Origin of the sequence: Fluoribacter gormanii, from assembly GCF_900156395.1 — a bacterium.
GTDB classification, from domain to species: Bacteria; Pseudomonadota; Gammaproteobacteria; order Legionellales; family Legionellaceae; genus Legionella; species Legionella gormanii.
In genome coordinates this window covers 1-24,112 of sequence record NZ_FTNL01000015.1, presented here as the reverse complement: position 1 = coordinate 24,112, position 24,112 = coordinate 1, and the positions used below count along the sequence as shown (strand labels likewise).

Genomic DNA, 24,112 nt, shown 5'->3' with positions numbered 1-24,112 from the left:
AAGACCAGATCAGACTTAATAGTACAGGAGATTAATTCATGCGAACTAAATTTAATTTGATGGATGAAAGTTTGTGCGAGGCTGTTTTAGATGGAGATTTGGAACAGGTTCAGATAATTTTAAATGAGTATGATGGAAATGTGAATGCCCAAAATAAATATGGGATGACTCCTGCCTTGCTTGCTGCCAAGCGTAATGATCTGGAAATATTAGAGTATTTAGTCGGAAAAGGAGCCGATTTAAAACTTAGCGATGGTTTAAATCAAACCCCTATGGATTGGGCTGAACATAATAAAAATGAAAAAATGATCGATTTTATAAATGAGCATACTACTCAGAGTTATATGAAGAGATGATCTAAATAATAACCAGTGCTAAATATGGATATGAATTAAAATCCTGAAGGCTTGTTGGTCAGCAGATAAAAAGCAACACTCACACTAGTAGCGGAAGCTCATCGAGGGCTCAATGCCAAGAGCTGAGGTTCGAATAATTTTTTTACTTCTGCCTGAATGCATGTAACCAATAATATCCTTGGCGTCTCATAATAAATTGACCCTATGACTTTATTGCAGACCTCTTTTAGGTCTCCCTTTGGCGAAGGGAGCTCTAATTTTGAATAAAGCCCTGGAGTAAGTAAAAAACTAATTATCTTAAGGCTCGAATTATAAGGCACTGTTTTTGAGCTTCAATGAGAAAATTCGAAGGCGGTGATTGTCGGGATCAAGTGCGACAAAGGTATAGCCAAAATCCATCATCGTAGGGGGTTGGGCAATCTGGATTCCCTCGTGTTGCCAAAGTGAGTGAAGTTCGTCAACTATATGGTCATCTTGCACTTGTAGTGAAAGTTCATTAGCACCACCAAGTACTGTTGCGGGGGGCTCAACAGAGTGCTTTGACCATAAGCCCAGGCGCACGCCTGATTTTAATAAAAACATAACAAACGTAGACGATGATTTAATAGGTTGACTCTTGAGTAAACGCTCATAAAAAGGCGCACTAACCAGAGGATTATCAACATAAAAGATTATTAAATTTGGATCAAAGTTCATAAAAAACTCTCCTAAATTGAACAGAGATTTGAGTTTAAATGATAGCGTTGACAGTTTTTGTCAGTAGTGATTAGTCCTGAAGTTTTCCACTTCTGTCTTTAATATGAATGGATTTAAAAAATTATTATTGGTGATGAATGGGGGAGCAGCATGTTTACTTATCATAAGCAACTCATTAGTATGAAACTATATAGTAGGATTTTAAACAATTTGTCTTAGGGTCCTTGCGCTATGGGATGTATAAAATAAATTATCAGCAGAACCTACTATAATAACAATTTATTCTGCGGAAGAATTTTTATGCCAAATAAAATTCATGTACCCAACATAGTTATTGTCGGCGGTGGTGCAGGGGGAATGGAGCTGGCTGCACTGTTTGGAAATAAATATGGGAAAGAAGGTAAAGCAGCCATTACTTTAGTGGATTGTTCCCCGACTCATATTTGGAAACCCTTATTACATGAGGTGGCTGCAGGTAGCTTGTTTACCAATGAAAATGAGATTGACTATCTTGCTTATGCAGCAACACATCATTTTCATTTTGTTTTAGGAGCTCTTGAAGGTTTAAATCGAAGTAAAAAAGAAATTTATTTGTCCCCATTTTACAGTCACGAACAAGAGGTTCTGCCAAAACGAGCTGTTTCATACGATATTTTAATTATTGCGGTGGGAAGTGTCGCTAATGATTTCGGTATTCCTGGGGTACGTGAACATTGTTTGTTTTTAGATAACATACAGCAAGCGGCCTATTTTCATCGCGAATTATTAAACCGGTTTATGCGTCTTTCCCAGCAGTCACGGCAAGGTCAATTTAATCTCGTAGTGGTGGGCGGTGGTGCAACAGGGATTGAATTAATCGCAGAATTAAATAACACAATTCATGAAATTATAAATTATGGTATTGGTATTCAACCTGAAATCATTTCGTTTACCCTGATTGAAGCCGCAAGCCGATTATTGACTGCGCTTCCAGAAGAATTATCTGAAAAAGTATCTGCGGAATTAACTCGCATGGGAGTAACAATCTGTGTCAATGAACAAGTTGATAAAGTCTCAGAACGTGGTTTACATACAAAATCGACACAATTTATTCCTGCCGATCTTGTTGTCTGGACTGCTGGTATTAAAGCCCCGGACTTTTTGAGGCAGCTGGATGGTTTGGAGGTGAATCACATCAATCAATTGTTAGTGAAGCAAACCTTACAAACAACTCTGGATGATTCTATTTTTGCTCTAGGTGATTGTGCCAGTTGTCCACAAACCAACTCAGATAAAACGGTTCCACCACGTGCACAAGCAGCACACCAGCAAGCAAGTTTTTTATATAAAAATTTGGATAAATATTTGGATGGTAAGCCTTTACCTGTATATCATTATCATGATCATGGTTCTTTAGTTACTTTAAGTCATCATGTGATTGGTAATTTAATGGGTAAAATTACTAAGCGATTCATGATAGAAGGTAAGTTGGCACGCTTATTCTACTTATCTTTATATAAACAACATCAAATGGCATTATATGGCGGGTGGCGTGTTTTTTTGCTTACTCTGTCGAATGTGTTAAGCCGCAGAGTAAAACCGCGGCTTAAATTGCACTAGCTATACCTAAGAAACTCCGAAATGCAAGGTTTTAGGAGTCTCTTGGATATATATTCAAAAATAATAACGCAGGAAGCACAATGTGGGACCAGAATAAAAAAGAATATTTAAAGCGTCTGTCCAAAATAAAACCTTTTCTTAAAAACAACACATTTGTTGAGGCATCTGACATAGTTGCCGTACTTTCTTTGCTCATTCACTCAGGTGACCGAGTATGCATCGAAGGAGATAACCAAAAGCAAGCCAATTTTTTGGCTGCAGCATTGGCTCAGTTAAATCCTGCCAAGGTAAATCATTTACATATGATTCAATCCGCTATTGCCTTGTCCGAACATCTCGATATTTTTGAAAAAGGAATAGCGAACCGGATTGATTTTGCCTATTCAGGCCCACAATCAATTCGTCTGGCAGATATGGTAAAGAATAAAAAAATCGAGATAGGAAATATTCATACGTATAATGAATTATTTGGTCGATTGGTTGCTGATTTGACACCTAATGTTTGTTTGTTGATGGCGGATAAAGCAGATAAACAGGGTAATTTATTTACCGGAGCAAATACAGAAGAAACGCCTGCTCTTATCGAAGCGACAAACTTTAAAAATGGCATAGTCATTGTACAAGTCAATGAAGTGGTAGAACAGTTACCGCGAGTTGATATTCCTGGGGATTGGGTTGATGTTATTGTCCAAGGTCCAGAAACATCTTATATCGAACCACTCTTTACCCGTGATCCCGCACAAATAGATGAAGTGAAGATATTAATGGCCATGATGGTGATCAAAGGGATATACGCCCCTTATCAAGTGAATAGATTAAATCATGGCGTAGGTTTTAATACCTGTGCCATTGAACTCCTGTTGCCTACCTATGCTGCATCATTAGGTTTAAAGGGAAAAATATGCCAGCATTGGGTTGTTAATCCTTTGCCTACTTTAATACCTGCGATTGAAGCCGGATTTGTGAAAACAATTTATCCATTTGGGGGCGAAGTGGGTATGAATCGGTATGCGGCAGCTCGTCCAGATATCTTTTTTACAGGTAAGGAAGGATGTTTGCGTTCGAATCGGATGTTAGGCCAGTTGGCTGGGCATTATGCCTGTGATGTGTTCATCGGAGCGACGTTGCAGATGGACCTTGAGGGAAATAGCTCTACAGCTGTTGAAGACCGTATCGCGGGTTTTGGTGGAGCTCCCAATATGGGCTGTGATGCGCCTGGACGACGTCATTCTTCATATGCTTGGTTGAAAGCAGGACAAGAACGAAGTGATGCCCTGGCGACAAAAATGCCGCGAGGAAGAAAATTGGTGATTCAAATGGTAGAAACATTCCAGAGTCCAACAAAACCTACATTTGTGGAAAAACTAGATGCCTGGGCATTGCAAAAATCAATGAATGCTGATTTACCCGCAGTGATGATTTATGGAGACGATGTTAGTCATGTAGTAACTGAAGAGGGTATTGCTAATCTCTTGATGTGTCGCAATCTTGAAGAGCGTGAGCAAGCGATTCGTGGCATCGCAGGATATACTGAGATCGGAATAATGCGTGACAGGAAAAAAGTTGAGGAGTTGCGTCAGCGAGGAGTGATTAAACGTCCTGAAGATTTAGGAATTAAAACTTCCGATGCAACTCGAGATTTATTGGCCGCCAAGTCAATTCGTGATCTTGTTGATTGTTCTCAGGGTCTATATGAACCGCCTGTAAAATTTAGAAATTGGTAGGACAAAGAATATGGAAATGATTGAGTTTCGCTTTGCACTTTCTGGAGAGCGGTTGCGAGGTAAAAAAACGGTTTGTGGGGTTGTTGGTTCCGGAAATCTGGAAGTCATTATTGAGGAAAATACGAATTCTGAAACGATTTTCACGATCCAGACTGCAATTGAACATTATAAGCCAGTTTGGAAAATGGTTATTGGGGATTTTGTCAGCCAACATCAACCCATTGGTTTGCAATTTACGCTCAATGATAATGGAGCAACACCTGCAGTTGTTTTATTACGTTTAAGCCAAGCATTGGATGAGTTTCAGGGTAATTGCAAAAAAGGGACTAATTATGAAGAGCTTGATGCACGTGAACGAATTCAGGTTGTTTTTGATGCGGATTCGTTCATTGAGTGGCTCACCGATGAAAAGCTGTATAGCCCTTATTTAGCTGCTTTAAATTTGCCTGGTGAAGCAGATGACGGAATCGTCATCGGTTCTGCATTGTTACAAAAAAATAAAGTCCTTGTTGCCGCTCAGCAAAAGGATTTCATGGGGGGGGCTGTAGGTGAAATTCACGGGGCAAAACTTACTGGTTTATTCAAAGCAGCAATAAGAACCCAAGCTAAAGCAGTGATCCTTCTTATTGATAGCGGTGGTGTGCGTTTACATGAGGCAAATGCAGGAGAAATAGCAATTTCAGAAATAATTCGTGCTATTTTCGAAGCACGTCATCATGGAATAACCACTATCGGTGTTGTTTGTGGTAAAAATGGTGCTTTTGGTGGTATGGGAATTATTTCTGCTTGTTTGGATTATCTTGTAATTAATGAAGTAGGGCGTATTGGTGTGTCGGGGCCTGAGGTGATTCAGGCAGTAGCGGGAATTCATGCATTTAATTCACAGGATAGGGCTTTGGTATGGCGTGTATATGGAGGTAAAACACGCTATTTACAGGATATTGCTCAAAGCTATGTTGGCTCTGATGTGGCAGTAATACGCACTAAACTGATTGCTGCTCTTGATCAAAGCGTTCCATTGAATCTTAATTCCATAAAACAAAAGCATTCTTTGTTAAAAAAACGTTTTCAGGAAACTCACGGATATCAGGAAGAGGGGGCTTATCTTAATAAAGTTGCTCCAAATTATGCTGCAACTCTTTTTGATATGAGTGAACAGGAATTTTTAAACGCAGCAAAAAATATAAAAAAAGAAAAGAATTGTAATTAATTTTTAACCTGGCTACAAAGCATTTAGCTGCGATAATACAAAGGAATAAGAAATGGTTGCCTTAAAGGATCTTCTCAAGCAGATATTTTCTCAGGAAATCAGGTTGGCAGAGAACCAATCTGTTGTTTATGGACAAGCAACTTTGAATAATCAACCGATTCATCTTCTTGGAGTAAAGGAATCAACATTCCTTGGCGTAGAACAAGCACTCATTATGGCTCAGCACATCATCGATATTCTTGAGAGTCAATCAAAAGATCCTGTTTTGCTTTTAGTCGATGTTGCGGGGCAAGAGTTAACAATGCGTGACGAATGGTTGGGGATGCAACAATATTTTGGCCATTTGCTTGAATGTTTGGAGTGTTTACGCCAACAAGGAAATGCTTTGATATCGCTTGTGTACAATCAAGCATTAGGTGGCGCATTTATTGCCTATGGCTTAATGGCAGATACAATTTTAGCGTTGCCTGATGCAAGTTTGGCTGTGATGTGGCTGGAAGGTATTGCAAAGGTGACTAAAATAGAATTGAGTACACTTCAAGAGCTTAGCAAGACATTTCCAGTTTTTGCACCTGGGGTACAAAATTTTTATGAACTTGGCGGATTGCATGAGATTGTAAGTCCATCTGAACTTGCTGCAAAAATTGAATTGGCAATTCAAAAGAACAATACTAAAGATGAGCGAGCACTCCTTGGCAGTGAACGCGAAGGAAGAAAACTCGCTTACTCGATTATCAATAAAGTAGCCAATCATTTATGAGTCCACAACGACATCATCTAATTTATCTTCAACCGAACGCTGATTTTGCTATTACTTCATTTCATGAAGAGAAGCATGTGATTGAAGAACAGGTGACACTTTGGCTTGCAAAAGGCTTGCCTTGCATTTATGCCAAACAATTAGTTCCTCAAGAGACAATAAGTCTTGGATTAACTCTTTTGTTTGCCAATAAAAAACATCGAGTTGGTTTACGCGTTGCACCATCGTTAGTGCAAAAACAAAAGCCGCTTCCTCAACTTGTTGAGATGCAGGATTTCTTTTCCCATTATTATGGGATAAAGGAGTTAAATCGTATTCTTGAATTGTATCTGATTTCTGATATTGCGGTGTATGGATCATTTTTATTTCACTATTTATCAGGGGATTCTTTTGTTGAGCCTGATTCAGATCTTGATTTACTCCTCAGTTATCAAGGACATTCTTTGATTGCTCTTCGAGAATTAGTTGGGGTATTAACAGAAAGATTTAACCGAACGATTGATGGTGAAGTGCGATTTCCTGGTTTTGGCGATATTTCTCTCAAAGAGTTACTCAGCTCAGCTGCAAAAAAACTGTTATGTAAGAGTCAGGACAAGGTTACGTTGTTATCACGAATTGAACTTTATGAACACTATCCTCTGCTGTGAAAGAACGCTTGCCAAAATGGCGGTTAGAGCGCTTTATTTTGAAGTCAAAGCGTATCCAAAACCAGGTTTGGTCAGTTTTGTGGATGCTGGCGCGCATCATGATATGAATGGTGAAATATTTTACCGTAGCCTATTTACTTTACGCCACTATTTTTATCAAATTACCAAAATGGGATTCATCAATAACTCTTTTGAGGAATTAAAACAAGTAGCTATTGAGGCGGAACAGCGAATGCTGGAAAAAACTGGGGGAATAAACACTCATCGTGGAGCTATTTTTGCTTTGGGTATAATCTGTATATCAGTGATGAGGTTGGCTCATGAAAAGAAGCAATTCACTCCTATGGATGTTCATCGGCAAATATTGAAGGATTGGCCAAAATATTTGGCGGACCACCGTGAAAATCCGGAAAGCCACGGCGCATTAGTACGTCGAAAATATAAGGTTATTGATGCCAGGCAAATGGCGATGCAGGGTTATGAATTGATTTTTAAGTTACTTCCTGCCTTCATTTCCCTTTTTATTGAAACCCAATCACTGGATACGGTCTGTTTATTTGCTTACTCAGAGCTTTTACTGCATATGGATGATACCAATATTCTTCATAGGAAGGGTAAGTCAGGTTTAGATTATGCAAAATGTAAAGCTGCCGAACTATTAGCAATTCGCTGTGTGCAAACTCGCCAACAAAAAGCATTGGAATTACATGAGCACTTTTCTGAGATAGGAATTAGTCCAGGGGGAGTAGCAGATTTAATCAGTGTTTTATTATTATTGGGACAATTGTTTTGTGACCAATTACGTGACTATTCTGATTTTAAAAATTTTTAAAAAATACAACTATACTATGATTAGTAGGTGCCTCGTTGCCAGGATATCATTTTGAATAGGGAGAAAGTATATGGAACCTAGTAATAGTTTATCTCAAGCGGAAATTATACCCATCCTTTCTCGAGCGACCATTTTTACAGGTATTGGACTGATTGAGCAAAAAATGCTTGCTGATAAATGTGTTATTGCGAACTACAGACCTGAAGAGATTGTCATAGAGCAAGGTGAAATAGGGGATAAACTATATATTATTATTCGAGGTACTGTTCAAGTTTCTATAAAAACCCAATCTATGGGGTGGAAGCGGATTAATACTTTGGGTCCAGGCGATGTGTTCGGGGAAATTGCCATATTACGTAATATTCGTAGGACGGCGCGTATTAGCACCATAACTGCGTGTCAGTTTCTTACGATTACCGCAAGGGATTTTTTGGCAGTTTATCAATATTTTCCTGCGCGAGCACGAGACAATATTCAGTTAGTTGTTGCCAAGCGACTACAAGAAAGTGGGGCTCATGTGCGTTTGTAACGAGTCATAATTTGTATTTGATTTTTTTCGCGCCAATTTATTTTTTGCATTTGCAGCAATGGATATCTGCAATCACAATAAAAATCAAATAATGACTGCACAATATATTGACTGAAAATGAATTGCGATTTCCGGAAATAAAATGGAAGCGAATTTTATTAATATTATTTTGGGGTTTATAGAAGGATTTTGTTTAATTATTTCTCCTTGTATTTTACCTATTCTACCTATTTTTTTGGCCGGTTCACTCTCAGGATCCAAAAAACGACCAATGGGGATTATTGTTGGTTTTACTTTGTTTTTTTCCTTATTTGTGTTTTTTTCTCATCAATTAGTGCGTTATTTAAATGTTGATTTTAATTTGATTCGAGAATTCGGTTATGCCATTTTGCTTCTTTTAGGCCTCATCATGATCTCAAATTATTTAACAGAACAATTTGGCAAAATAACACAAGGATTTACCCGAATAGGTGGTTTTTTTTCAACTGCCCATAAACCAGAAGGAGGTTTTTGGAATGGACTTTTTTTAGGAGGGATCATTGCACTTATTTGGACGCCTTGTGCAGGTCCAATTCTGGCTGCAATTATTGTGCAAACAGCATTACAGGAAACAACAATAATTACTTTCTTGACGTTGCTTGCATTTGCTCTTGGCGCTGCAATTCCTATGTTTATTATTTCCCTATATGGGAAAAAAATAATTAATACGTTCACTTTTTTTAAAACAAGAGCCACTCTCTTTCGTAAATTTTTAGGAGGGATAATTATTGCGAGTGTGGTGTACATGATTTACTTTGAAGGAGAGGTAGTCTCATCTTCAGTGACCCCTCAAACAGGAATTAAAACCTCAAATTCACTCATCAATGGCTTATGGTTTACTTATCCAGCCCCACCAATACAAGGTATCGAGGCATGGATTAATTCGCCTCCTTTACGTTTAGTTGATTTGCATGGAAAAGTAGTTTTAATCGATTTCTGGACATATTCATGCATCAATTGTTTGCGTACCATCCCTTACATCAAAGATTGGTATCGACGTTATCATGATAAAGGTTTGGTGATTATTGGTATCCACACACCAGAGTTTGATTTTGAAAAAAACTTAGATAATGTCAAAACGGCAGTGAAGCAATATGGAATTGCTTATCCTGTAGCCCTCGATAATCAATTTGTAACCTGGAGAAATTATCAAAATCATTATTGGCCTGCACATTATTTAATTAACAAAAAGGGCTTTGTGGTTTACAGACATTTTGGTGAAGGCGAATATGATGTTATGGAAAATAACATTCGCTATTTATTAGGGGTCAATGATTTAAGCACTTTAAAACCTTTAAAAGGTATTTCATTCAATCTCACCCAAACGCCAGAAACTTATTTGGGCTATGCAAAAGCTGACTCTGATTACAGTCCGGAGCTTATCAAAGATAAAACCACCCAATATCATTGTTCCGATAAATTATCGTCAAATGCATGGAGTTTGGATGGATTATGGCAGGTCAACGCAGAGAACATTGTATCCGCAGAAGCAAATGCTGCTCTAAAAATTCACTTTAATGCACGCAAAGTTTATGCTGTTATGGGAAATAATACAGCAACCCCTATCACGGTTAAGGTAATCCTATCTGACCAACAATCGGGAGAAAAATTACAAGAACGTACGATCGTAGTCGATAAATATGCCATTTATGAGTTGATTTCACAAAAAAAATTCACCAATGGATATTTACAAATTATTACACTTGAGCCTGGAGTTAAACTATATACTTTTACTTTTGGAAGTTGATATTTTTACTGAATCCAGTGTCTCATTAAGCCAAATCAGGCTTACTTGTAAGAATGGCCAGCCCGAATTGTACTTACATAATAGCCATGAAATTTGATTCTTGAGTTTGAGTCTTGTTATAGCGACTCAAGATGGGAGGCTGCTCTTAGTATACCCCTTTGTTAAATAGATGAGTGTGATGTTCAAACTTGTTGCTCTATTATTTTTTGATAATAGAAAGAATCTTTTTCACTTCGGCAACCACTTTTCCTTCCTCATCAGTTATAGGCACAATAAATTCTGAGTCAATTTTTTTTGCCTCATTGACTTTAAGTCTAATGTTTTCAACCTGTTCTGGCGATAATTTAAATTGTGCATAAAGGGTACCTTTAGCGGGTATTTTATAACGAATGGAAGCTGATTTATCCCAGACAACATATCCCTTTCCTAATAAATTCATTAACATCAACATATAAAACGGATCAGTCATCGAGTACATGGAGCCACCATAATGCGTTCCGACATAATTTTTATTCCAAAAACGCATCTTCATCTGGACGACAATCTGAGTACCATCAGAATGAAAACTTTTTACACTGATTCCAGCACCCCAAAAAGGTGGCCAAAATCGCATCATTCTTAATAGTGTCGAAAATTTCATTCGATTATTCCAGTAAAATTAGTAACTGTTTACAGAATCTCTATTCTTCATTTTAAGTCAATTTCAGTCAATAAATATTATATACTTCGCCTTCATAAATCGATTTATCAAAGGTTCATTTTATGGGGCGTTTTTTCATAAAAAAAATATGTGTGCTTACTGCATTAGTTCCTCTCGTCGCCAATGGTCAAAATAATGCTTCCTATCTTCCGCCCGTCTTCACTGAAAATAATCGGCTTGTAAAAGTTCAGCTGGAATACCCGGCTATTGATAAAATGTATCAGCAATATGCAGAAAAAAATCATGTTCCTGGTTATGCTTATGGGATTATTTTAGATGGGAAACTAATACATACCGGGAGTGGTGGTTATATTGATATTGCGAAAAAAATTCCTGCTACGCCTCAATCCATGTTTCGCATTGCATCGATGACCAAAAGTTTTACGGCCATGGCTATTTTAAAACTCAGAGATGAGGGTAAACTAAGATTGGATGACCCCGCATCTCTTTATATTCCTGAACTGAAAAATCAGAAATTAACTCAAGATGCACCTGAGATTACCATTCGTGATTTATTAACTCACAGCGCTGGCTTTCCTGAAGATAATCCATGGGGAGATAGAAATCTGAATAAGACCGATGAAGAATTGGTTGCATTGGTAAAACAAGGGATCTCTTTATCTAATGCCTCCGGAATATCATTTGAGTACAGCAATCTGGGGTTTGCTCTCCTAGGTTTGATTGTTAAAAAAGTATCAGGAATTTCCTATCAGAAATATATTGCGGCACATATTTGGCAACCTTTAGAAATGAAACATGCGGCATGGGAATATGCTCAAGTTCCGGCAAATCAATTAGCTCATGGTTATCGATGGGAGAATGGACACTGGATCGAGGAAGCCTTATTGCACGATGGTAGTTATGCTTCCATGGGTGGCATGATTACCTCGATTGAATCATTTAGTCATTATGCTGCATTACATCAATTTGCGTGGCCGCCTCGAGATGATGCAGAAACCGGGATAATTAAAAGAAGTTCCATTCGTGAAATGCATCAACCTTGGCGACTTTATGCGGTGAATTCAACAAGTAAAGTAAATGGTAAAGAATGTCCAACAATTAATGCATATGGTTATGGATTAAGATGGGCTAAAGATTGTAACGACAAAGTATCAGTAGGACATAGCGGTGGGTTACCCGGTTTCGGTAGTAATTGGTTCATATTGCCTGAATATGGGATAGGTGTTGTTTTACTCACTAATGTAACCTATGCGGCTGCTGATGAAATTAATGTTAAAGTGGTCAATGAACTTATTAAAAAAACTCAGCTAGAACCTCGACAGTTACCTCCTTCACACCTTTTGAATGAAAGGCAAAAAGCATTGATAAAATTATTACCTGAATGGAAGAGTGCAAAAACAAGCGGACTGTTCGCAGTGAATTTCTTCCTGGATTCATCAATTGCTTCATTGCAAAAGAAAACCCAGAGTCTTTTTGCCAAGGCAGGTAAAATTCTTAATGTGGGTGCTGTGATTCCAGAAAATCAATTACGAGGGTATTTTATTATTCGCGGAGAAAAAGCAAATCTTAAAGTCAGCTTCACATTATCCCCAGAAAATCCCGCGCTCATCCAAAACTATGAAATAGAAGAAAAAATATGAATGCAGGGTTACCTTGGGTGTAGTGAACTTGAGGTATGGTCATCTTTTTTGTACCATTTTTCGAGTCATTAAGGGGCAAGTTGTTTCTAGATGGGGACGATATCTCCTGTGTAGCGACCGCAAGTTTTTTCCTGGCTAGCTTTTCCTGGGTTAGGGCTTGCTCCTCACCCAGGCGATAAGTTATCTCAAATGATACTTTGTGCTGAGACGGCTTTTTCACAAAGTATGCGTAATGCAGTAGCGATTTGTTTTAATTGATTATCATGTAAATGGTATTCTTTACCTAATTCAATTGGATCGGTGAAACTTAACCATACCTGCCCACTTTGATCTTCCGTAGCCATTATCCGTAAGGGTAAATCAAGTGCAACCGCCGCATTCTCTTGCATTAATGGTGTTCCTTTTTCAGGGTTGCCTATGATAAGTACCTCTGTAGGTAGCAGTGATTGATTCACCTTTTTGGCTTCACTACTGTGATCAATATGAGCAAATATTTTCCCTCCCTTTTGGGCAATCATGTTGGTGATTCGTTCTATTGTTTGGGAGACGGAATATGGACTTTGTAGTGTTTGTGAGCCTGGTCCTGCTGGAGCCGCCAGCTTAATATCAAATGCGGCTGCAATTTTACGGCCTAAAATATCCAAATCAAATAAATTCTCTTTATTGGCTAAAAGAGTGACACATAAAAGCTCATTAGGTGCGGTAAAACGGCTTAAAAAAGCTGAAAAACCAGGAATGTTACCTTTTATCTCCATTAAGCCAGGATGGCCAGGGAATAGCCAGCCGGCATTTCCAGGGATGACTGTTTTATTATTTAAAGTAATGCAATGATATAGAAAATCTCTATTTTCGGTTTCTCTGACTAAAATAGTTCCCGCCAGACTGATATCCCATAGGCTAATATCTTCTGCGGAGGCAACTATGCCAATGTGGGCAAAAGTGGTTGTCCAAGTAAGCTCTGGAGCCGCTTTATTATCCGTTTTATAACCAACAGCGACCTCTACTGGGTCGATATAAGAGGGATTATGTAAAAACTCACTGTGCTTGAAAGGGTTAGTGCCATTATGCACTTCATTATCAATGGAGGAGGTATTTTTGATAAAGAAGGTACGTTTCAACCCTACGCGTTCAATTTGATTTTTGGTAACATAAGCTTCATAACTCATGCCGCTGATGTTTTCAATAATAATTCCAAGTAAGTAATAATTTGAGGCACTGGGTTGCATTTTGGTGCCTGAAGTAAATAATAAATTGGGATCTTGGATTAAACTAAAAATCTCCTCGGGTTTATAATCTTTATGAAAATAAAAACCTTCGCACTCTGAATAATCGGGTATTCCTGAACTGTGAGTTAATAATTGTCTAATGGTAACATCTTGCCATGCTTGAGGTAAGTACGATAAGGAGGCGGAAATCGAGTCATCTAATTGTAGTTTTCCTTCTTCGATTAGTTGCATTATAGCTACCGCAGTAAATGCATGCGTTAATTGTCCCACATGAAAAAGGGTGCGAGTAGAGACTAGACGTTTTTTTTCTGTATCTGCGAATCCATAACCAACTACCCGTGTAATATAAGGCGCCTGCACAATTGCCAAAGACATTCCAGGAATGTTATTTTCTTCCATATATTCAATGATAAGATTATCTACAGATTGACCTCGGTACAGAGTATGAATGTCGCCGCGGCCACTACCAGAATGAGTATTCATTATTATTCCTTTGCTCTATGCCACAAACTATTTTTAGTATAGATTAGGATTCAGCAGTTGTAACTTTGGTGAGGCACCTTTGGCCTGGTCCAAAGTCATTAGGTTATATCTTGCATTACCTCCAAATGATGTCTGTTAATGAGCTTCCTGTTTAAAGGGAAGTTCTATATAAGATTCACTTCCATAGTAGATTTTGTTACGACAATAATATGGTGGAACAGTTGTATAAGGAACAATAAATCCTTCATTCATACTGACATATAGTTGGTCACAGCGACTGGCAATTTCTAAAAGCAAACGTTCACTTTTTTTAAAGAACGAGGCAATTGGTGTCATACTAAAACGCAATAAAACAGGTATATTAGGTTGAAGAGGGGTTAGCATCGATGTATTAATGGCCAATTCGCAACGGGTACTACTGGAATCGAGGGTTCGTGTCGCCGGACGCAGATGCCCCATAGATAAAAGACGATAATTCCCTTCACAATCTATTTTTCCTAATCGAGCAATTACATAGGAATCAATTTCATTACAGCTGTATTTAAGTTGTAACGTGATAGGTCCTGCTATTGTTGTTTCTTGCTCAAAAAGTAATTCATACGCCAACTTTTGTGTTTCGAATTGCTCTATCCCAGGTAAGACTTCTGCGCCTGGAGGAATAGAAATCCAGGAATCTTGGTCTTCATCGGGTATTTGATGCTGCAATGTTCGACGTTCCAGATTAATTGATGTTCTTTGAAGGTAAAGCGTATGGGACTGCATTTCTGGAATGGGGAAGTTTGCAGCAGACTCAAATTGTTTTTTTCCTTCTACCCAATAACGTACCGGCGGCAGGCCAGAGTATCCGTTATCAACTCCCTTAACAATATGATCAAAAAAAGCAAGAGCTTCCAATTGCCAGGAATATACCGGTAACTCGTATTCAGCAGGACCCAGAATCATCCATTTTTTATCTTGTGGGGTGCTTGCGTGTTCAAATAGGTCGTAACATCCAAATTGATGTAATGCAATATTACCTAAATTTTGAACGGTAACAAAAGGAACATGGATCTGATTTAATTTTTGAAATGGCCCTTGTGTAATTTGAGTTTCTTCTCTTGAGTTGCTATCCACCATAAGATGGATGTACCAGCGAAGTGCTTCAGGAATTACATGATTTTTTTTGAATCTTGCAATAATTTTAGTTAAGTTTGGCTTAATCAATTTATTCCATAACCAAGGATAACTGATAAGATGGCTGAGTAATGCTCTTTTCCAAGGGGCTATATAGCGATGTACTGTTGCCGGATTAAAGTTAGCTCCTACCCATAAATTTAAAAAATCAGCATTAAATACACCGCCGTAGTGGAAAAGATGTCGGTAGAAGTCAGTACAAATTTCATTAGCGAAAAAAGCGCGCAAAGATGGAGGGTTAAGTGCAGCAACGCTGGCTTGATTCATGCCATAATAAGATGTTCCAAATAAACAGACGTCACCATTTGACCAAGGTTGTTGTGCTGCCCATTCAATACAATGAGCATGATCTTGGGTTTCTTGTTCATTTTGCCAGGGTTGAAAAGTACCTTCAGAACGTCCGATGGATCTCGCAGTGACAATAACTTGCACGTACCCTCTATCAGTAATTACCGGAGGGGAACCTATTTCATTATTTCCACTGGGGAGACCTGTGGTATGCAAGTCACGATTATAGGCAGAAAACTGTAAAATAACAGGATATTTTCCAGATTTTGCTGGGGTATAGACATCTGCTGACAGATGAACTCCATCTTGCATGGGAATCATTACATCGGCGAGCAGTTTGCAACCAAGTCCAGAATCAGCGATACGATTAGGGGTCCATCCCGCTAATTGATACTGATTCAATCGTGGACGAGGGATGAGAAAACTATTTAACCATCTTATCATAATTATAAGTCCCCGATTTTATTATTATGAGTTCAAAAAAATGAGTACTGCCGCAGAGCTAACTAATTGTTCTGAAAGAAAATATTTTAACAATATATAAAATAATAATCTTTATATAATTGGTTAAAAAATACAATTTATTCGCAAAGCCAATTTAATCAAAATTTCATTTTTGATCGTTATATTTAGAGCTTCAGTAGCAATTGATTGAACGATACAAACAGTTCATCGACTACAGAATATTATTTATGTATACAGGCTTATTATTATGTGGTTGATATCTAAGGGAAACTTACTATATTAAATGAATAGGGACCGAGTGAATTATTTTTATCTCAGATAGGTCATTTCATAGTGAAGTAAAATTCAATTTAATTAATAGATACGCATGTGAATAACGATTTCTAAAGAATAGATTAGATAAGGATAGTTTAGGATGAATCACGCACTTCCATTGATTACTACCGTTGCAATGGGATTTGCTTTGGCATTGATCATGGGGTTCATTGCGGTACGATTCAAAATTCCAGCTTTGGTAGGCTATTTATTAGCCGGTGTTGCTATAGGACCATTTACTCCCGGGCTAATGGCCAATGTTGAAATTGCTCAAGAACTTGCAGAAATTGGCGTTATGCTACTTATGTTTGGCGTGGGTTTGCATTTCTCATTATCCGATTTGATGCACGTTCGCAAGGTCGCAATTCCTGGCGCGCTTGTGCAAATGATTGTAGCAACACTATTGGGCGGTTGTACTGCCCTCATGTGGGGTTGGAATTATGGTTATGCATTAATTTTTGGGCTTTCATTATCGGTTGCAAGTACAATTGTTTTATTAAGAGCACTTGAGGAGAGGGGAACCTTAGAAACAATTAATGGTCATATCGCAGTGGGCTGGCTCTTGGTAGAAGATCTAGCCATGGTTGTTGTGCTTGTATTGCTTCCGCCATTATCTCAATGGTTAGGTACTAATGCATCAGAAAGTATTCATAAACCATTATGGTTTGTACTTGGTCTTACATTGATAAAGGTTTCAACTTTTATTGCATTGATGTTTCTGGTTGGGCGTCGGTTTTTTCCAAAATTGCTTTGGCATGTTGCCCGTACAGGGTCACATGAATTATTTACTTTATGTGTTGTTACTGCCGCAATTAGTATTGCCTATGTGGCGGCTCAATTGTTTGGAGTGTCTTTTGCTTTAGGCGCTTTTTTTGCTGGGATGATTATGAGGGAGTCCGCTTTTAGTCATCGTGCTGCCGAAGAATCTTTGCCATTGCGAGATGCATTTGCAGTGTTGTTTTTTGTTTCTGTAGGTATGTTATTTAATCCTGCTGTCTTGGTGAAACAACCACTGCAGGTTCTGACTGTTGTAGGTATCATTGTTATTGGAAAATCGATTGCAGCGTTTATAATAGTTCTTGCTTTTCGCTATCCGTTACAATCAGCATTAATCGTATCAGCAAGTTTGGCACAAATTGGTGAGTTTTCTTTTATTCTTGCTGAGATTGGGACTCGCCTAGGTCTTCTTCCAGTAGAAGGGCAAAGTTTTATTTTGGCTGGTGCATTGATCTCAATAGCAATTAATCCGCTTATATTTAGATTAATAAATCCCATACATTCCTGGGCAAAATCTCACCCTAAACTAATTGAGATATTTGAGCGTTCAAAAGATCCATTAACTGAATTACCAATGACAACTACAGAGGAGTACCTTGCAGGGCAAGTTGTTTTGGTAGGATATGGGCGAGTGGGAAAGCGCGTTGCTCAGCTACTTTCTGAAAATGCAGTTCCTTATGTTGTGGTAGATGATAATCGAGAGCTAATAGAAGATTTACGAATTTCTGGTATCCCAGCAGTTTATGGAGATGCATCTAAGCCATCGGTGCTTATTCAAAGTCATATTGCTCATGCCAGTATGCTTATTCTTGTAATATCAGATACGGTTCATGTAAGAAAGATGATTCAATATGCAACCCAACTTAATCCAGATATAGAAGTTGTGATCCGTACCCATAATGAAGAAGAAGCTACATTACTACAAAAAGAAATAAAGGGAAAAGTGTTTTTTGCGGAGGGTGAAATAGCAAGAAACATGGGACTTTATACTTTAAATAGATATGGCAAATCACCAATTTAACTGTATATCTGCTTCATATTAACTGTTGGGAGTACCAGTGGTAAAAGAGAAATACACGATGTATCCTGATCAGTTTGATTAACTAGGTAATGTAAAAAATTAATGGGTATTAAAAATGATAAGAATTGAACTTCTGCAAAATAATCTTGATGCGATTCCTGAGCTTGCTCTGATTTGGCGAGAAGGACTTGGAAAAATTTGGCTACCTGATGTACCGCTTGCCGATGTTGAACAGCGTTTTCTTGACCATGCGAATAATGAAAAGCTGCCAATGACCTTTGTGGCATTCGATGAAGAAAAACCAGTAGGCATGTGTAGTTTACGTGAAAATGATGGTATCCGCCCTGATTTAATGCCATGGCTGGGCTCTTTATCGGTAAAACCTGAATATCAAAGACAAGGACTTGGTCAACGTCTTATTGAGGTAACTAAAGAGCAAGCCAAAAAAATGGGATATAAAGTGCTTTATCTTTTTGCTTTTGATCGAACAATTCCGAATTATTACCAATCATTAGGATGGAACATTATAGATACGGATAGTTTCAAAGGACATCCTGTTACCGTAATGGAACTTGTCATGTAAACCCTAAAAATCATATCGCATATCCTTGGTAATCACATAATTACATGTCAGAACATGCAATCTCTGCTGACACATCATTTGCTTTTGCAGAAAAGCACCGTCGAGACTGTACTCAGATCACGTGCAATATTTAAAAAAATCTATTTTACCTGCATTTCTTTATTGGGAATGCAGGTAAATTTTCATAAAAATTATTTTCTTTCAAAGAATTAAGTATTTTCCTTAGTTCACCTTGATCCACAAATCAATTATTTTTTAAATGGATTTGAAGAATTAAATAATTCTTCCTATGCTAAAAAGAGTTTTCAGTAATTCATTATAAGCCAAAGGAATGCTAATGAACATTTTAAAAACCCAAGTCTTGAAAGGCCCGAATTATTGGTCGAACTACAGAAGAGAACTCATTGTTATCAAACTTGATTTAGGGATATATGAGGAGTTTCCCACGAATCTGTTGGTTGGGTTTAAGGAGCGATTGATCAAAAATCTACCTAGTTTAGACAAGCATCGTTGTTCTTTGGGGATTGAAGGTGGATTTTTAAAAAGAATAGAAGAGGGAACCTGGCTGGGACATGTGATCGAACACGTTGCTTTGGAGTTGCAGTGTCTTGCAGGAATGGAGTGTGGTTTTGGCAGAACTTATGGAACTAATGAGTATGGCGTTTATCAAGTGATATATGCATACCAAATTGAGGAAGCTGGCTTGTATGCCGGACAGGTCGCAGTCAATTTCATCAAATCCATAGCAGAGGGTAAAGAATATCCTCTTGATGAGGCAATCAATCACTTAAAAGCAATTTTTAAACAACAGGGGTTGGGACCAAGTACACAGGCACTTGTTGATGAAGCGAAAAAAAGAAAAATACCTTGGAAACGTTATGAAAATACTTCTTTAATTACATTTGGATACGGTCGAAATCAAAAAAAGATTTGGGCATCCGTATCCTCGAAAACGAGTTCTGTTGGTGTGGATATTGCTTCTGATAAAGAACTTACCAAACAGATTCTAAACGCCAATCTTATTCCAACACCACAAGGGTTTGTTATTACATCCGAAGAAGAATTAAAGGATGCAATACAGCAATTAGGATTTCCTTTGGTAATAAAGCCACACAATGGAAATCATGGAAAAGGGGTGACGACTAATATTACGGATATCAATAAAGCAATTTTTGGTTATGAGTTGGCGAAAAAAAATTCTAATGAATTGATAATTGAGCGTTTTATTGTCGGAGATGATTATCGATTTTTAGTGATAAATTATAAAGTAGTTGCTGTAGCAAAGCGTACCCCCGCTCAAGTTAGAGGTGATGGAAGACTTACAATTAGTCAATTAATTGAGCATGCGAATGCGGATCCAAATCGGGGTGATTCTCATGAGAATATGCTGACAACAATCAAGATTGATGAGTCAACTTTGTCGATTTTAAGACAAAATAACCTTACTCTGGAAAGTATTTTGCCAAAAGATCACATTTTATATTTAAAAGAAACTGCAAATTTGAGCTCAGGTGGTACAGCCAAAGATGTTACCGAAGCGGTTCATCCATTTAATATTTTTCTTGCAGAGCGTGCAGCACGACTTGTGAATTTGGATATTTGTGGAATTGATGTAATTGCAAAAGATATCGCTTCTCCTCTCAATGAAAATAATGGCGCCATTATTGAGGTAAATGCAGGACCAGGATTAAGAATGCATTTATCCCCCAATGAAGGTACGCCACGGAATGTAGCAGAGCCTATTTTAAATATGCTTTATCCCTCTAATTTAACATCAAGGATTCCGGTAGTTGCAGTTACAGGCACTAACGGCAAAACATCGGTTGTCCGCTTAATTGCTCATCTAGCACGTTTTGCAAATCATTACACAGGCTATACCACAACCGAAGGAATTTATATAAATAACAAATTGATCTATAGCGGAGATTGCAGTGGTCCTGCCAGTGCTCAAGTAGTTTTGTATGATCCTGAAGTCGATTATGCGGTCCTAGAATGTGCTCGGGGCGGAATTTTACGCTCGGGATTAGGTTTTGATGAATCGGATATTAGTGTAATTACTAATATTACAGGAGATCACTTGGGATTAAATGATATTCATACTCTTGAAGAATTAGCGCAGGTTAAATCCGTTGTGGCGCGGAGTACGAAAGAAACAGGCTATGCTATTTTAAATGCTGATGACGATTTAACCTATGATTTAAGAAATGATTTAACGTGTAATATTGCTTTATTTAGTATGTTTGAAAGTCTCAGGATTAGGCGACATTGCAGTTTAGGTGGGTTGGCCGCGTATATTGCTCAAGGCAGTATCGTAATCCAAAGAGGCTCGGAACGAACGGTTTTGGCAGATATAAAATCAATACCGCTAAGTTTTCAGGGCGCTGCTACTGCTATGATTATGAATATCCTGGCGGCCACATTAGCGGGCGTGATCAGTCATTTTTCTATGGAGAAAATAAAAGAAGCCCTCGAAATCTTCCTGCCTACTGTTGAGAATCTTCCAGGTAGAATGAATCTGTTTAAATTCCCTCATTGCCAAGTTATGATCGATTATGCACATAACGAAGGTGCATTTTGTGAATTAAAAAATTATCTTGATTCGATTCATTGTGCTAAAAAAATAGGAATTATTGGAGTAGTTGGCGATCGGCGTGATGAGGATATCGAAAAATTAGGCTATCACGTTGCTTCTATGTTTGATGAGATCGTCATTCGTCATGATAAAGACCGAAGAGGGCGCACACATCATGAAATAAATCGTCTTTTTGTTGCAGGAATACTTCGCTCTGATTTTAAACCGTCTTTAAATATCATTTCAGATGAGCTTGAGGCTATTGAACATATGATGGAAATAGCCGATCCAAATACTTTTATCTTTTGCGCCGTTGAAGATGTATTTGAAACAACTAATTTTCTCAAGAAAAAGGAAAAACAATTGATGCTGGTGAATGAGGTTTACAATGACACCCAAAGCTAAGTTATTGATTATTGGAGGTGCTGAAGATAAGGGCGATAATGAACCTCTGGATATTTTGGATCAAAAAAAGGAATTTACACGTTATGAGATTCTCAATGAATTATTGCCTCCATCAAATAAGAAAATAGAAATTATTACTACCGGTTCTGAAATTCAGGATGAAGTAAAAAAAATATATCAAAGAGTTTTTCAAAACATGGGTTATTCCAATATAGGATTTCTTCCCATAAAAAATAGAAGTGAGGCACGTCAGGACGAATATTTAAAAAGAGCAGAAGATGCTGGAGCTATTTTTTTTACCGGAGGGGATCAGTTTCGCTTATCAACCATACTAGGTGGCACTCCTATTGTTGATATTATTAAAGAAAGATATCAGGAAGATAGTGAGTTTATTATAGCTGGAACCAGCGCCGGGGCTATGGTTATGGGCACGGTTATGATTACTGGTGGAGGTTTATCAGAGGCCTTAAGATATCGAAATTTATTAACTTCTTCAGGTTTAGGAATCTTACAGTCCTGTATTATTGATACACATTTCATCAAACGAGGGCGATTTAGTCGTCTTGCGCATGCAATTATTATGAACCCGGAACAATTGGGTATTGGTTTAGGGGAAGATACTGCTTTGGTGATTCGAAATGGATCGGATGCAGAATGTTATGGCTCAGGTATGGTGGTTATCATTGATGGAAGAACTATTGATCAAACGAACATTACTGAAGTTGAAGAAGGGGAGCCCGTATTTGTTGAAAATTTGATCGTCCATCTTTTGGTAAAGGGGTGTCAATTTTCAATTGCAGATCGTACTCTGGCAAATCCTGCAATCCCTGTAAGCAAACAATCTAAGTGATGGAATAAACCTTATGAATAAAATTGCAATTGCAGTACATGGTGGTGCTAGTGAAAATTATTCTTTTTTGCGAGAACATCAACAAGAATTTGCGCTGGGTTTAGCTAAAGCTACGGAAATGGGTTATGAAGTGCTTGATAAAGGTGGTTCTGCTTTAGATGCAGTAGAAGAAGCGGTTGGAATTCTTGAAGATAATCCTTTATTTAACGCGGGAAGAGGATCGGCTTTAAATTCTCGAGGTGAAGTGGAAATGGATGCTTCGCTTATGGATGGTAAGGATCTGCAAGCTGGTGCAGTGTCTATGGTTCGTACGGTAAAAAATCCAATTCGTCTTGCTCGATTAGTTATGGAGAAAACACGACATGTCTTTCTTTCTGGATATGGTGCTTTAGAGTTAGCAAAGAAATATGGTATGGAAATTGAAGCTGAATCTTATTTTATAACTCCGTATCAGTATGAGGTATATCAAAAGCTTAATAAAATAGAAACGATGGAAGAAATTCAGAAAAAGAAAATGAAAGGAACAGTAGGTGCAGTGGCTTTAGATTTACAAGGAAATCTTGCTGCGGGAACATCAACAGGTGGAATCAGCAATTGTCTTCCTGGGCGAATCGGTGACAGTTGTGTGATTGGTGCGGGATGTTATGCTAATAATGCTACCTGCGCAGTATCTGGAACTGGTGAAGGTGAATATTTAATCAGAGGGGTGGTTGGCCATACTATATCCATGATGATGGAGTTTGATATGCCGCTACAAGAGGCTTGTGATTATGTAATTCATGAACGCAATAAAAAGTTAAATGGAGAAATGGGTATCATTGCTCTTAATCAAATGGGTGATTTTGGCATTTCTTTTAATACGGAAATCATGAAAAGAGCTTGGAAAAGTTCATCGCGAGAAATTCAAATTAAACTTTTTGATTAATTGAATGAATAAGTAATCCAGATTAATCCGTTTTATTCACATTGAGAATTCCCGGGTTCCAGTTCGTTTCGCCCCGGGCTAAATGATTTTATAATGGGGGAGGTGGTCGTCGAGCAAGTAACCCCATCACTAGAAATACGACAAAGACAACCAGAAATAAAAAGAATAATATTTTCGCAATTCCTGCTGCCGCTACTGCAATGCCGCCAAATCCGAAAGCTGCTGCAATGATTGCAATAATGAAAAATATGAGGGCCCAACGTAACATGATAACCTCCTTGTATTTTTCTTTATCAAAAGTGACGCTTGATTAATTATAGACCATAAATGGGTTGTTTGAATTTTATACATTAAGACAACGTCTATTTTACAGTGGATAGCGCTATAGAATTTCAATAAGATTTAACTATGTATGCAATTCCATCTAGAATTTAGATTAAACTTGTTCTTTATAGCCTGAATGTGAGATGAAAATATTTTTCACATTAGCCTAGCTTGAGGTAATCGATATCAATCATTACAGTTTTTAAAATAAAGGTAACTCCCCACGTCATCCCGAACCCGAGCGCAGCGAGGGTGAGGGATCTCC

General features: G+C 38.0%; 20 protein-coding genes. 15 read left to right on the top strand and 5 right to left on the bottom strand.

All coding sequences use genetic code 11. The features are described 5' to 3' along the window. Nucleotides 1–38: 38 nt before the first annotated feature. Nucleotides 39–356, top strand: a complete 318-nt coding sequence (locus tag BW930_RS10310; RefSeq protein WP_058467118.1) for an ankyrin repeat domain-containing protein — start codon at nt 39–41, stop codon at nt 354–356. A 309-nt stretch (nt 357–665) separates the two neighbouring features. Here BW930_RS10310 and BW930_RS10305 read toward each other — a convergent pair whose 3' ends face one another. Continuing rightward, on the bottom strand, nt 666–1,052 hold the full coding sequence (locus BW930_RS10305; protein WP_058467117.1) for a VOC family protein: 387 nt from the start codon (nt 1,050–1,052) through the stop codon (nt 666–668). A 300-nt stretch (nt 1,053–1,352) separates the two neighbouring features. Here BW930_RS10305 and BW930_RS10300 point away from each other — a divergent pair, with 300 nt between their 5' ends. The 8 genes from BW930_RS10300 (at nt 1,353) to BW930_RS10265 (ending at nt 10,139) form a co-directional block, all read left to right on the top strand. Continuing rightward, complete coding sequence (locus BW930_RS10300) at nt 1,353–2,651, top strand: NAD(P)/FAD-dependent oxidoreductase (RefSeq protein WP_058467116.1); 1,299 nt, start codon at nt 1,353–1,355, stop codon at nt 2,649–2,651. An 80-nt stretch (nt 2,652–2,731) separates the two neighbouring features. Then, entirely contained in the window at nt 2,732–4,375 is a 1,644-nt protein-coding gene (mdcA, locus tag BW930_RS10295) for a malonate decarboxylase subunit alpha (protein WP_058467115.1), read from the top strand. Nucleotides 4,376–4,385: 10 nt separating this feature from the next. Next, on the top strand, nt 4,386–5,585 hold the full coding sequence (locus BW930_RS10290) for a biotin-independent malonate decarboxylase subunit beta (protein ID WP_058467114.1): 1,200 nt from the start codon (nt 4,386–4,388) through the stop codon (nt 5,583–5,585). A 52-nt stretch (nt 5,586–5,637) separates the two neighbouring features. Next, nucleotides 5,638–6,345: a biotin-independent malonate decarboxylase subunit gamma gene (locus BW930_RS10285; RefSeq protein ID WP_058467113.1), complete on the top strand. Its 708-nt coding sequence runs from the start codon at nt 5,638–5,640 to the stop codon at nt 6,343–6,345. Then, entirely contained in the window at nt 6,342–6,992 is a 651-nt protein-coding gene (locus tag BW930_RS10280; protein WP_058467112.1) for a phosphoribosyl-dephospho-CoA transferase MdcG domain-containing protein, read from the top strand. Before BW930_RS10285 ends, BW930_RS10280 begins: the two co-directional genes overlap by 4 nt. Further along, a complete protein-coding gene (locus BW930_RS10275; RefSeq protein ID WP_058467111.1) occupies nt 6,970–7,824 on the top strand; it encodes a triphosphoribosyl-dephospho-CoA synthase in 855 nt (284 codons plus the stop codon). The genes BW930_RS10280 and BW930_RS10275 overlap by 23 nt, the downstream gene beginning before the upstream one ends. Before the next feature lie 70 nt (nt 7,825–7,894). Beyond that, nucleotides 7,895–8,353, top strand: coding sequence for a cyclic nucleotide-binding domain-containing protein (locus BW930_RS10270; RefSeq protein WP_058467110.1), 459 nt, complete (start codon nt 7,895–7,897; stop codon nt 8,351–8,353). Nucleotides 8,354–8,495: 142 nt separating this feature from the next. Next, nucleotides 8,496–10,139 carry a cytochrome c biogenesis protein DipZ gene (locus BW930_RS10265; protein WP_058467109.1) on the top strand — a complete coding sequence of 548 codons (1,644 nt, stop codon included), beginning with the start codon at nt 8,496–8,498 and terminating at the stop codon, nt 10,137–10,139. Nucleotides 10,140–10,338: 199 nt separating this feature from the next. On the opposite strand, the gene BW930_RS10260 is transcribed toward BW930_RS10265, so the two are convergent. After that, complete coding sequence (locus BW930_RS10260) at nt 10,339–10,779, bottom strand: DUF4442 domain-containing protein (protein ID WP_058467108.1); 441 nt, start codon at nt 10,777–10,779, stop codon at nt 10,339–10,341. Between the two features lie 122 nt (nt 10,780–10,901). Between BW930_RS10260 and BW930_RS10255 the strand changes: the two genes are divergently transcribed. Then, on the top strand, nt 10,902–12,440 hold the full coding sequence (locus BW930_RS10255; RefSeq protein WP_058467107.1) for a serine hydrolase domain-containing protein: 1,539 nt from the start codon (nt 10,902–10,904) through the stop codon (nt 12,438–12,440). Nucleotides 12,441–12,625: 185 nt separating this feature from the next. Here BW930_RS10255 and BW930_RS10250 read toward each other — a convergent pair whose 3' ends face one another. Next, a complete protein-coding gene (locus BW930_RS10250) occupies nt 12,626–14,149 on the bottom strand; it encodes a serine hydrolase (protein ID WP_058467106.1) in 1,524 nt (507 codons plus the stop codon). Between the two features lie 135 nt (nt 14,150–14,284). Then, on the bottom strand, nt 14,285–16,054 hold the full coding sequence (locus BW930_RS10245; protein WP_058467105.1) for a CocE/NonD family hydrolase: 1,770 nt from the start codon (nt 16,052–16,054) through the stop codon (nt 14,285–14,287). Nucleotides 16,055–16,490: 436 nt separating this feature from the next. On the opposite strand from BW930_RS10245, the gene BW930_RS10240 reads away from it, so the two are divergent. From BW930_RS10240 to BW930_RS10220, 5 genes are all read left to right on the top strand, one after another. Next, on the top strand, nt 16,491–18,188 hold the full coding sequence (locus BW930_RS10240; RefSeq protein ID WP_058467104.1) for a cation:proton antiporter: 1,698 nt from the start codon (nt 16,491–16,493) through the stop codon (nt 18,186–18,188). A gap of 115 nt (nt 18,189–18,303) precedes the next feature. Beyond that, entirely contained in the window at nt 18,304–18,771 is a 468-nt protein-coding gene (locus BW930_RS10235; protein WP_058467103.1) for a GNAT family N-acetyltransferase, read from the top strand. Between the two features lie 337 nt (nt 18,772–19,108). Beyond that, entirely contained in the window at nt 19,109–21,748 is a 2,640-nt protein-coding gene (cphA, locus tag BW930_RS10230; RefSeq protein WP_058467102.1) for a cyanophycin synthetase, read from the top strand. Beyond that, nucleotides 21,732–22,598 carry a cyanophycinase gene (locus BW930_RS10225; protein WP_058467101.1) on the top strand — a complete coding sequence of 289 codons (867 nt, stop codon included), beginning with the start codon at nt 21,732–21,734 and terminating at the stop codon, nt 22,596–22,598. Before cphA ends, BW930_RS10225 begins: the two co-directional genes overlap by 17 nt. A 13-nt stretch (nt 22,599–22,611) precedes the next feature. Then, nucleotides 22,612–23,523: an isoaspartyl peptidase/L-asparaginase family protein gene (locus tag BW930_RS10220; RefSeq protein ID WP_058467100.1), complete on the top strand. Its 912-nt coding sequence runs from the start codon at nt 22,612–22,614 to the stop codon at nt 23,521–23,523. Between the two features lie 88 nt (nt 23,524–23,611). Here BW930_RS10220 and BW930_RS10215 read toward each other — a convergent pair whose 3' ends face one another. Beyond that, entirely contained in the window at nt 23,612–23,791 is a 180-nt protein-coding gene (locus BW930_RS10215) for a DUF1328 family protein (protein ID WP_058467099.1), read from the bottom strand. Nucleotides 23,792–24,112: the final 321 nt, after the last annotated feature.

Coding starts and splice junctions, on each gene's coding strand:
- BW930_RS10310 (WP_058467118.1), top strand. CDS start 39: ATGCGAACTAAATTTAATTTGATGGATGAAAGTTTGTGCGAGGCTGTT.
- BW930_RS10305 (WP_058467117.1), bottom strand. CDS start 1,052: ATGAACTTTGATCCAAATTTAATAATCTTTTATGTTGATAATCCTCTG.
- BW930_RS10300 (WP_058467116.1), top strand. CDS start 1,353: ATGCCAAATAAAATTCATGTACCCAACATAGTTATTGTCGGCGGTGGT.
- mdcA (WP_058467115.1), top strand. CDS start 2,732: ATGTGGGACCAGAATAAAAAAGAATATTTAAAGCGTCTGTCCAAAATA.
- BW930_RS10290 (WP_058467114.1), top strand. CDS start 4,386: ATGGAAATGATTGAGTTTCGCTTTGCACTTTCTGGAGAGCGGTTGCGA.
- BW930_RS10285 (WP_058467113.1), top strand. CDS start 5,638: ATGGTTGCCTTAAAGGATCTTCTCAAGCAGATATTTTCTCAGGAAATC.
- BW930_RS10280 (WP_058467112.1), top strand. CDS start 6,342: ATGAGTCCACAACGACATCATCTAATTTATCTTCAACCGAACGCTGAT.
- BW930_RS10275 (WP_058467111.1), top strand. CDS start 6,970: ATGAACACTATCCTCTGCTGTGAAAGAACGCTTGCCAAAATGGCGGTT.
- BW930_RS10270 (WP_058467110.1), top strand. CDS start 7,895: ATGGAACCTAGTAATAGTTTATCTCAAGCGGAAATTATACCCATCCTT.
- BW930_RS10265 (WP_058467109.1), top strand. CDS start 8,496: ATGGAAGCGAATTTTATTAATATTATTTTGGGGTTTATAGAAGGATTT.
- BW930_RS10260 (WP_058467108.1), bottom strand. CDS start 10,779: ATGAAATTTTCGACACTATTAAGAATGATGCGATTTTGGCCACCTTTT.
- BW930_RS10255 (WP_058467107.1), top strand. CDS start 10,902: ATGGGGCGTTTTTTCATAAAAAAAATATGTGTGCTTACTGCATTAGTT.
- BW930_RS10250 (WP_058467106.1), bottom strand. CDS start 14,149: ATGAATACTCATTCTGGTAGTGGCCGCGGCGACATTCATACTCTGTAC.
- BW930_RS10245 (WP_058467105.1), bottom strand. CDS start 16,054: ATGATAAGATGGTTAAATAGTTTTCTCATCCCTCGTCCACGATTGAAT.
- BW930_RS10240 (WP_058467104.1), top strand. CDS start 16,491: ATGAATCACGCACTTCCATTGATTACTACCGTTGCAATGGGATTTGCT.
- BW930_RS10235 (WP_058467103.1), top strand. CDS start 18,304: ATGATAAGAATTGAACTTCTGCAAAATAATCTTGATGCGATTCCTGAG.
- cphA (WP_058467102.1), top strand. CDS start 19,109: ATGAACATTTTAAAAACCCAAGTCTTGAAAGGCCCGAATTATTGGTCG.
- BW930_RS10225 (WP_058467101.1), top strand. CDS start 21,732: ATGACACCCAAAGCTAAGTTATTGATTATTGGAGGTGCTGAAGATAAG.
- BW930_RS10220 (WP_058467100.1), top strand. CDS start 22,612: ATGAATAAAATTGCAATTGCAGTACATGGTGGTGCTAGTGAAAATTAT.
- BW930_RS10215 (WP_058467099.1), bottom strand. CDS start 23,791: ATGTTACGTTGGGCCCTCATATTTTTCATTATTGCAATCATTGCAGCA.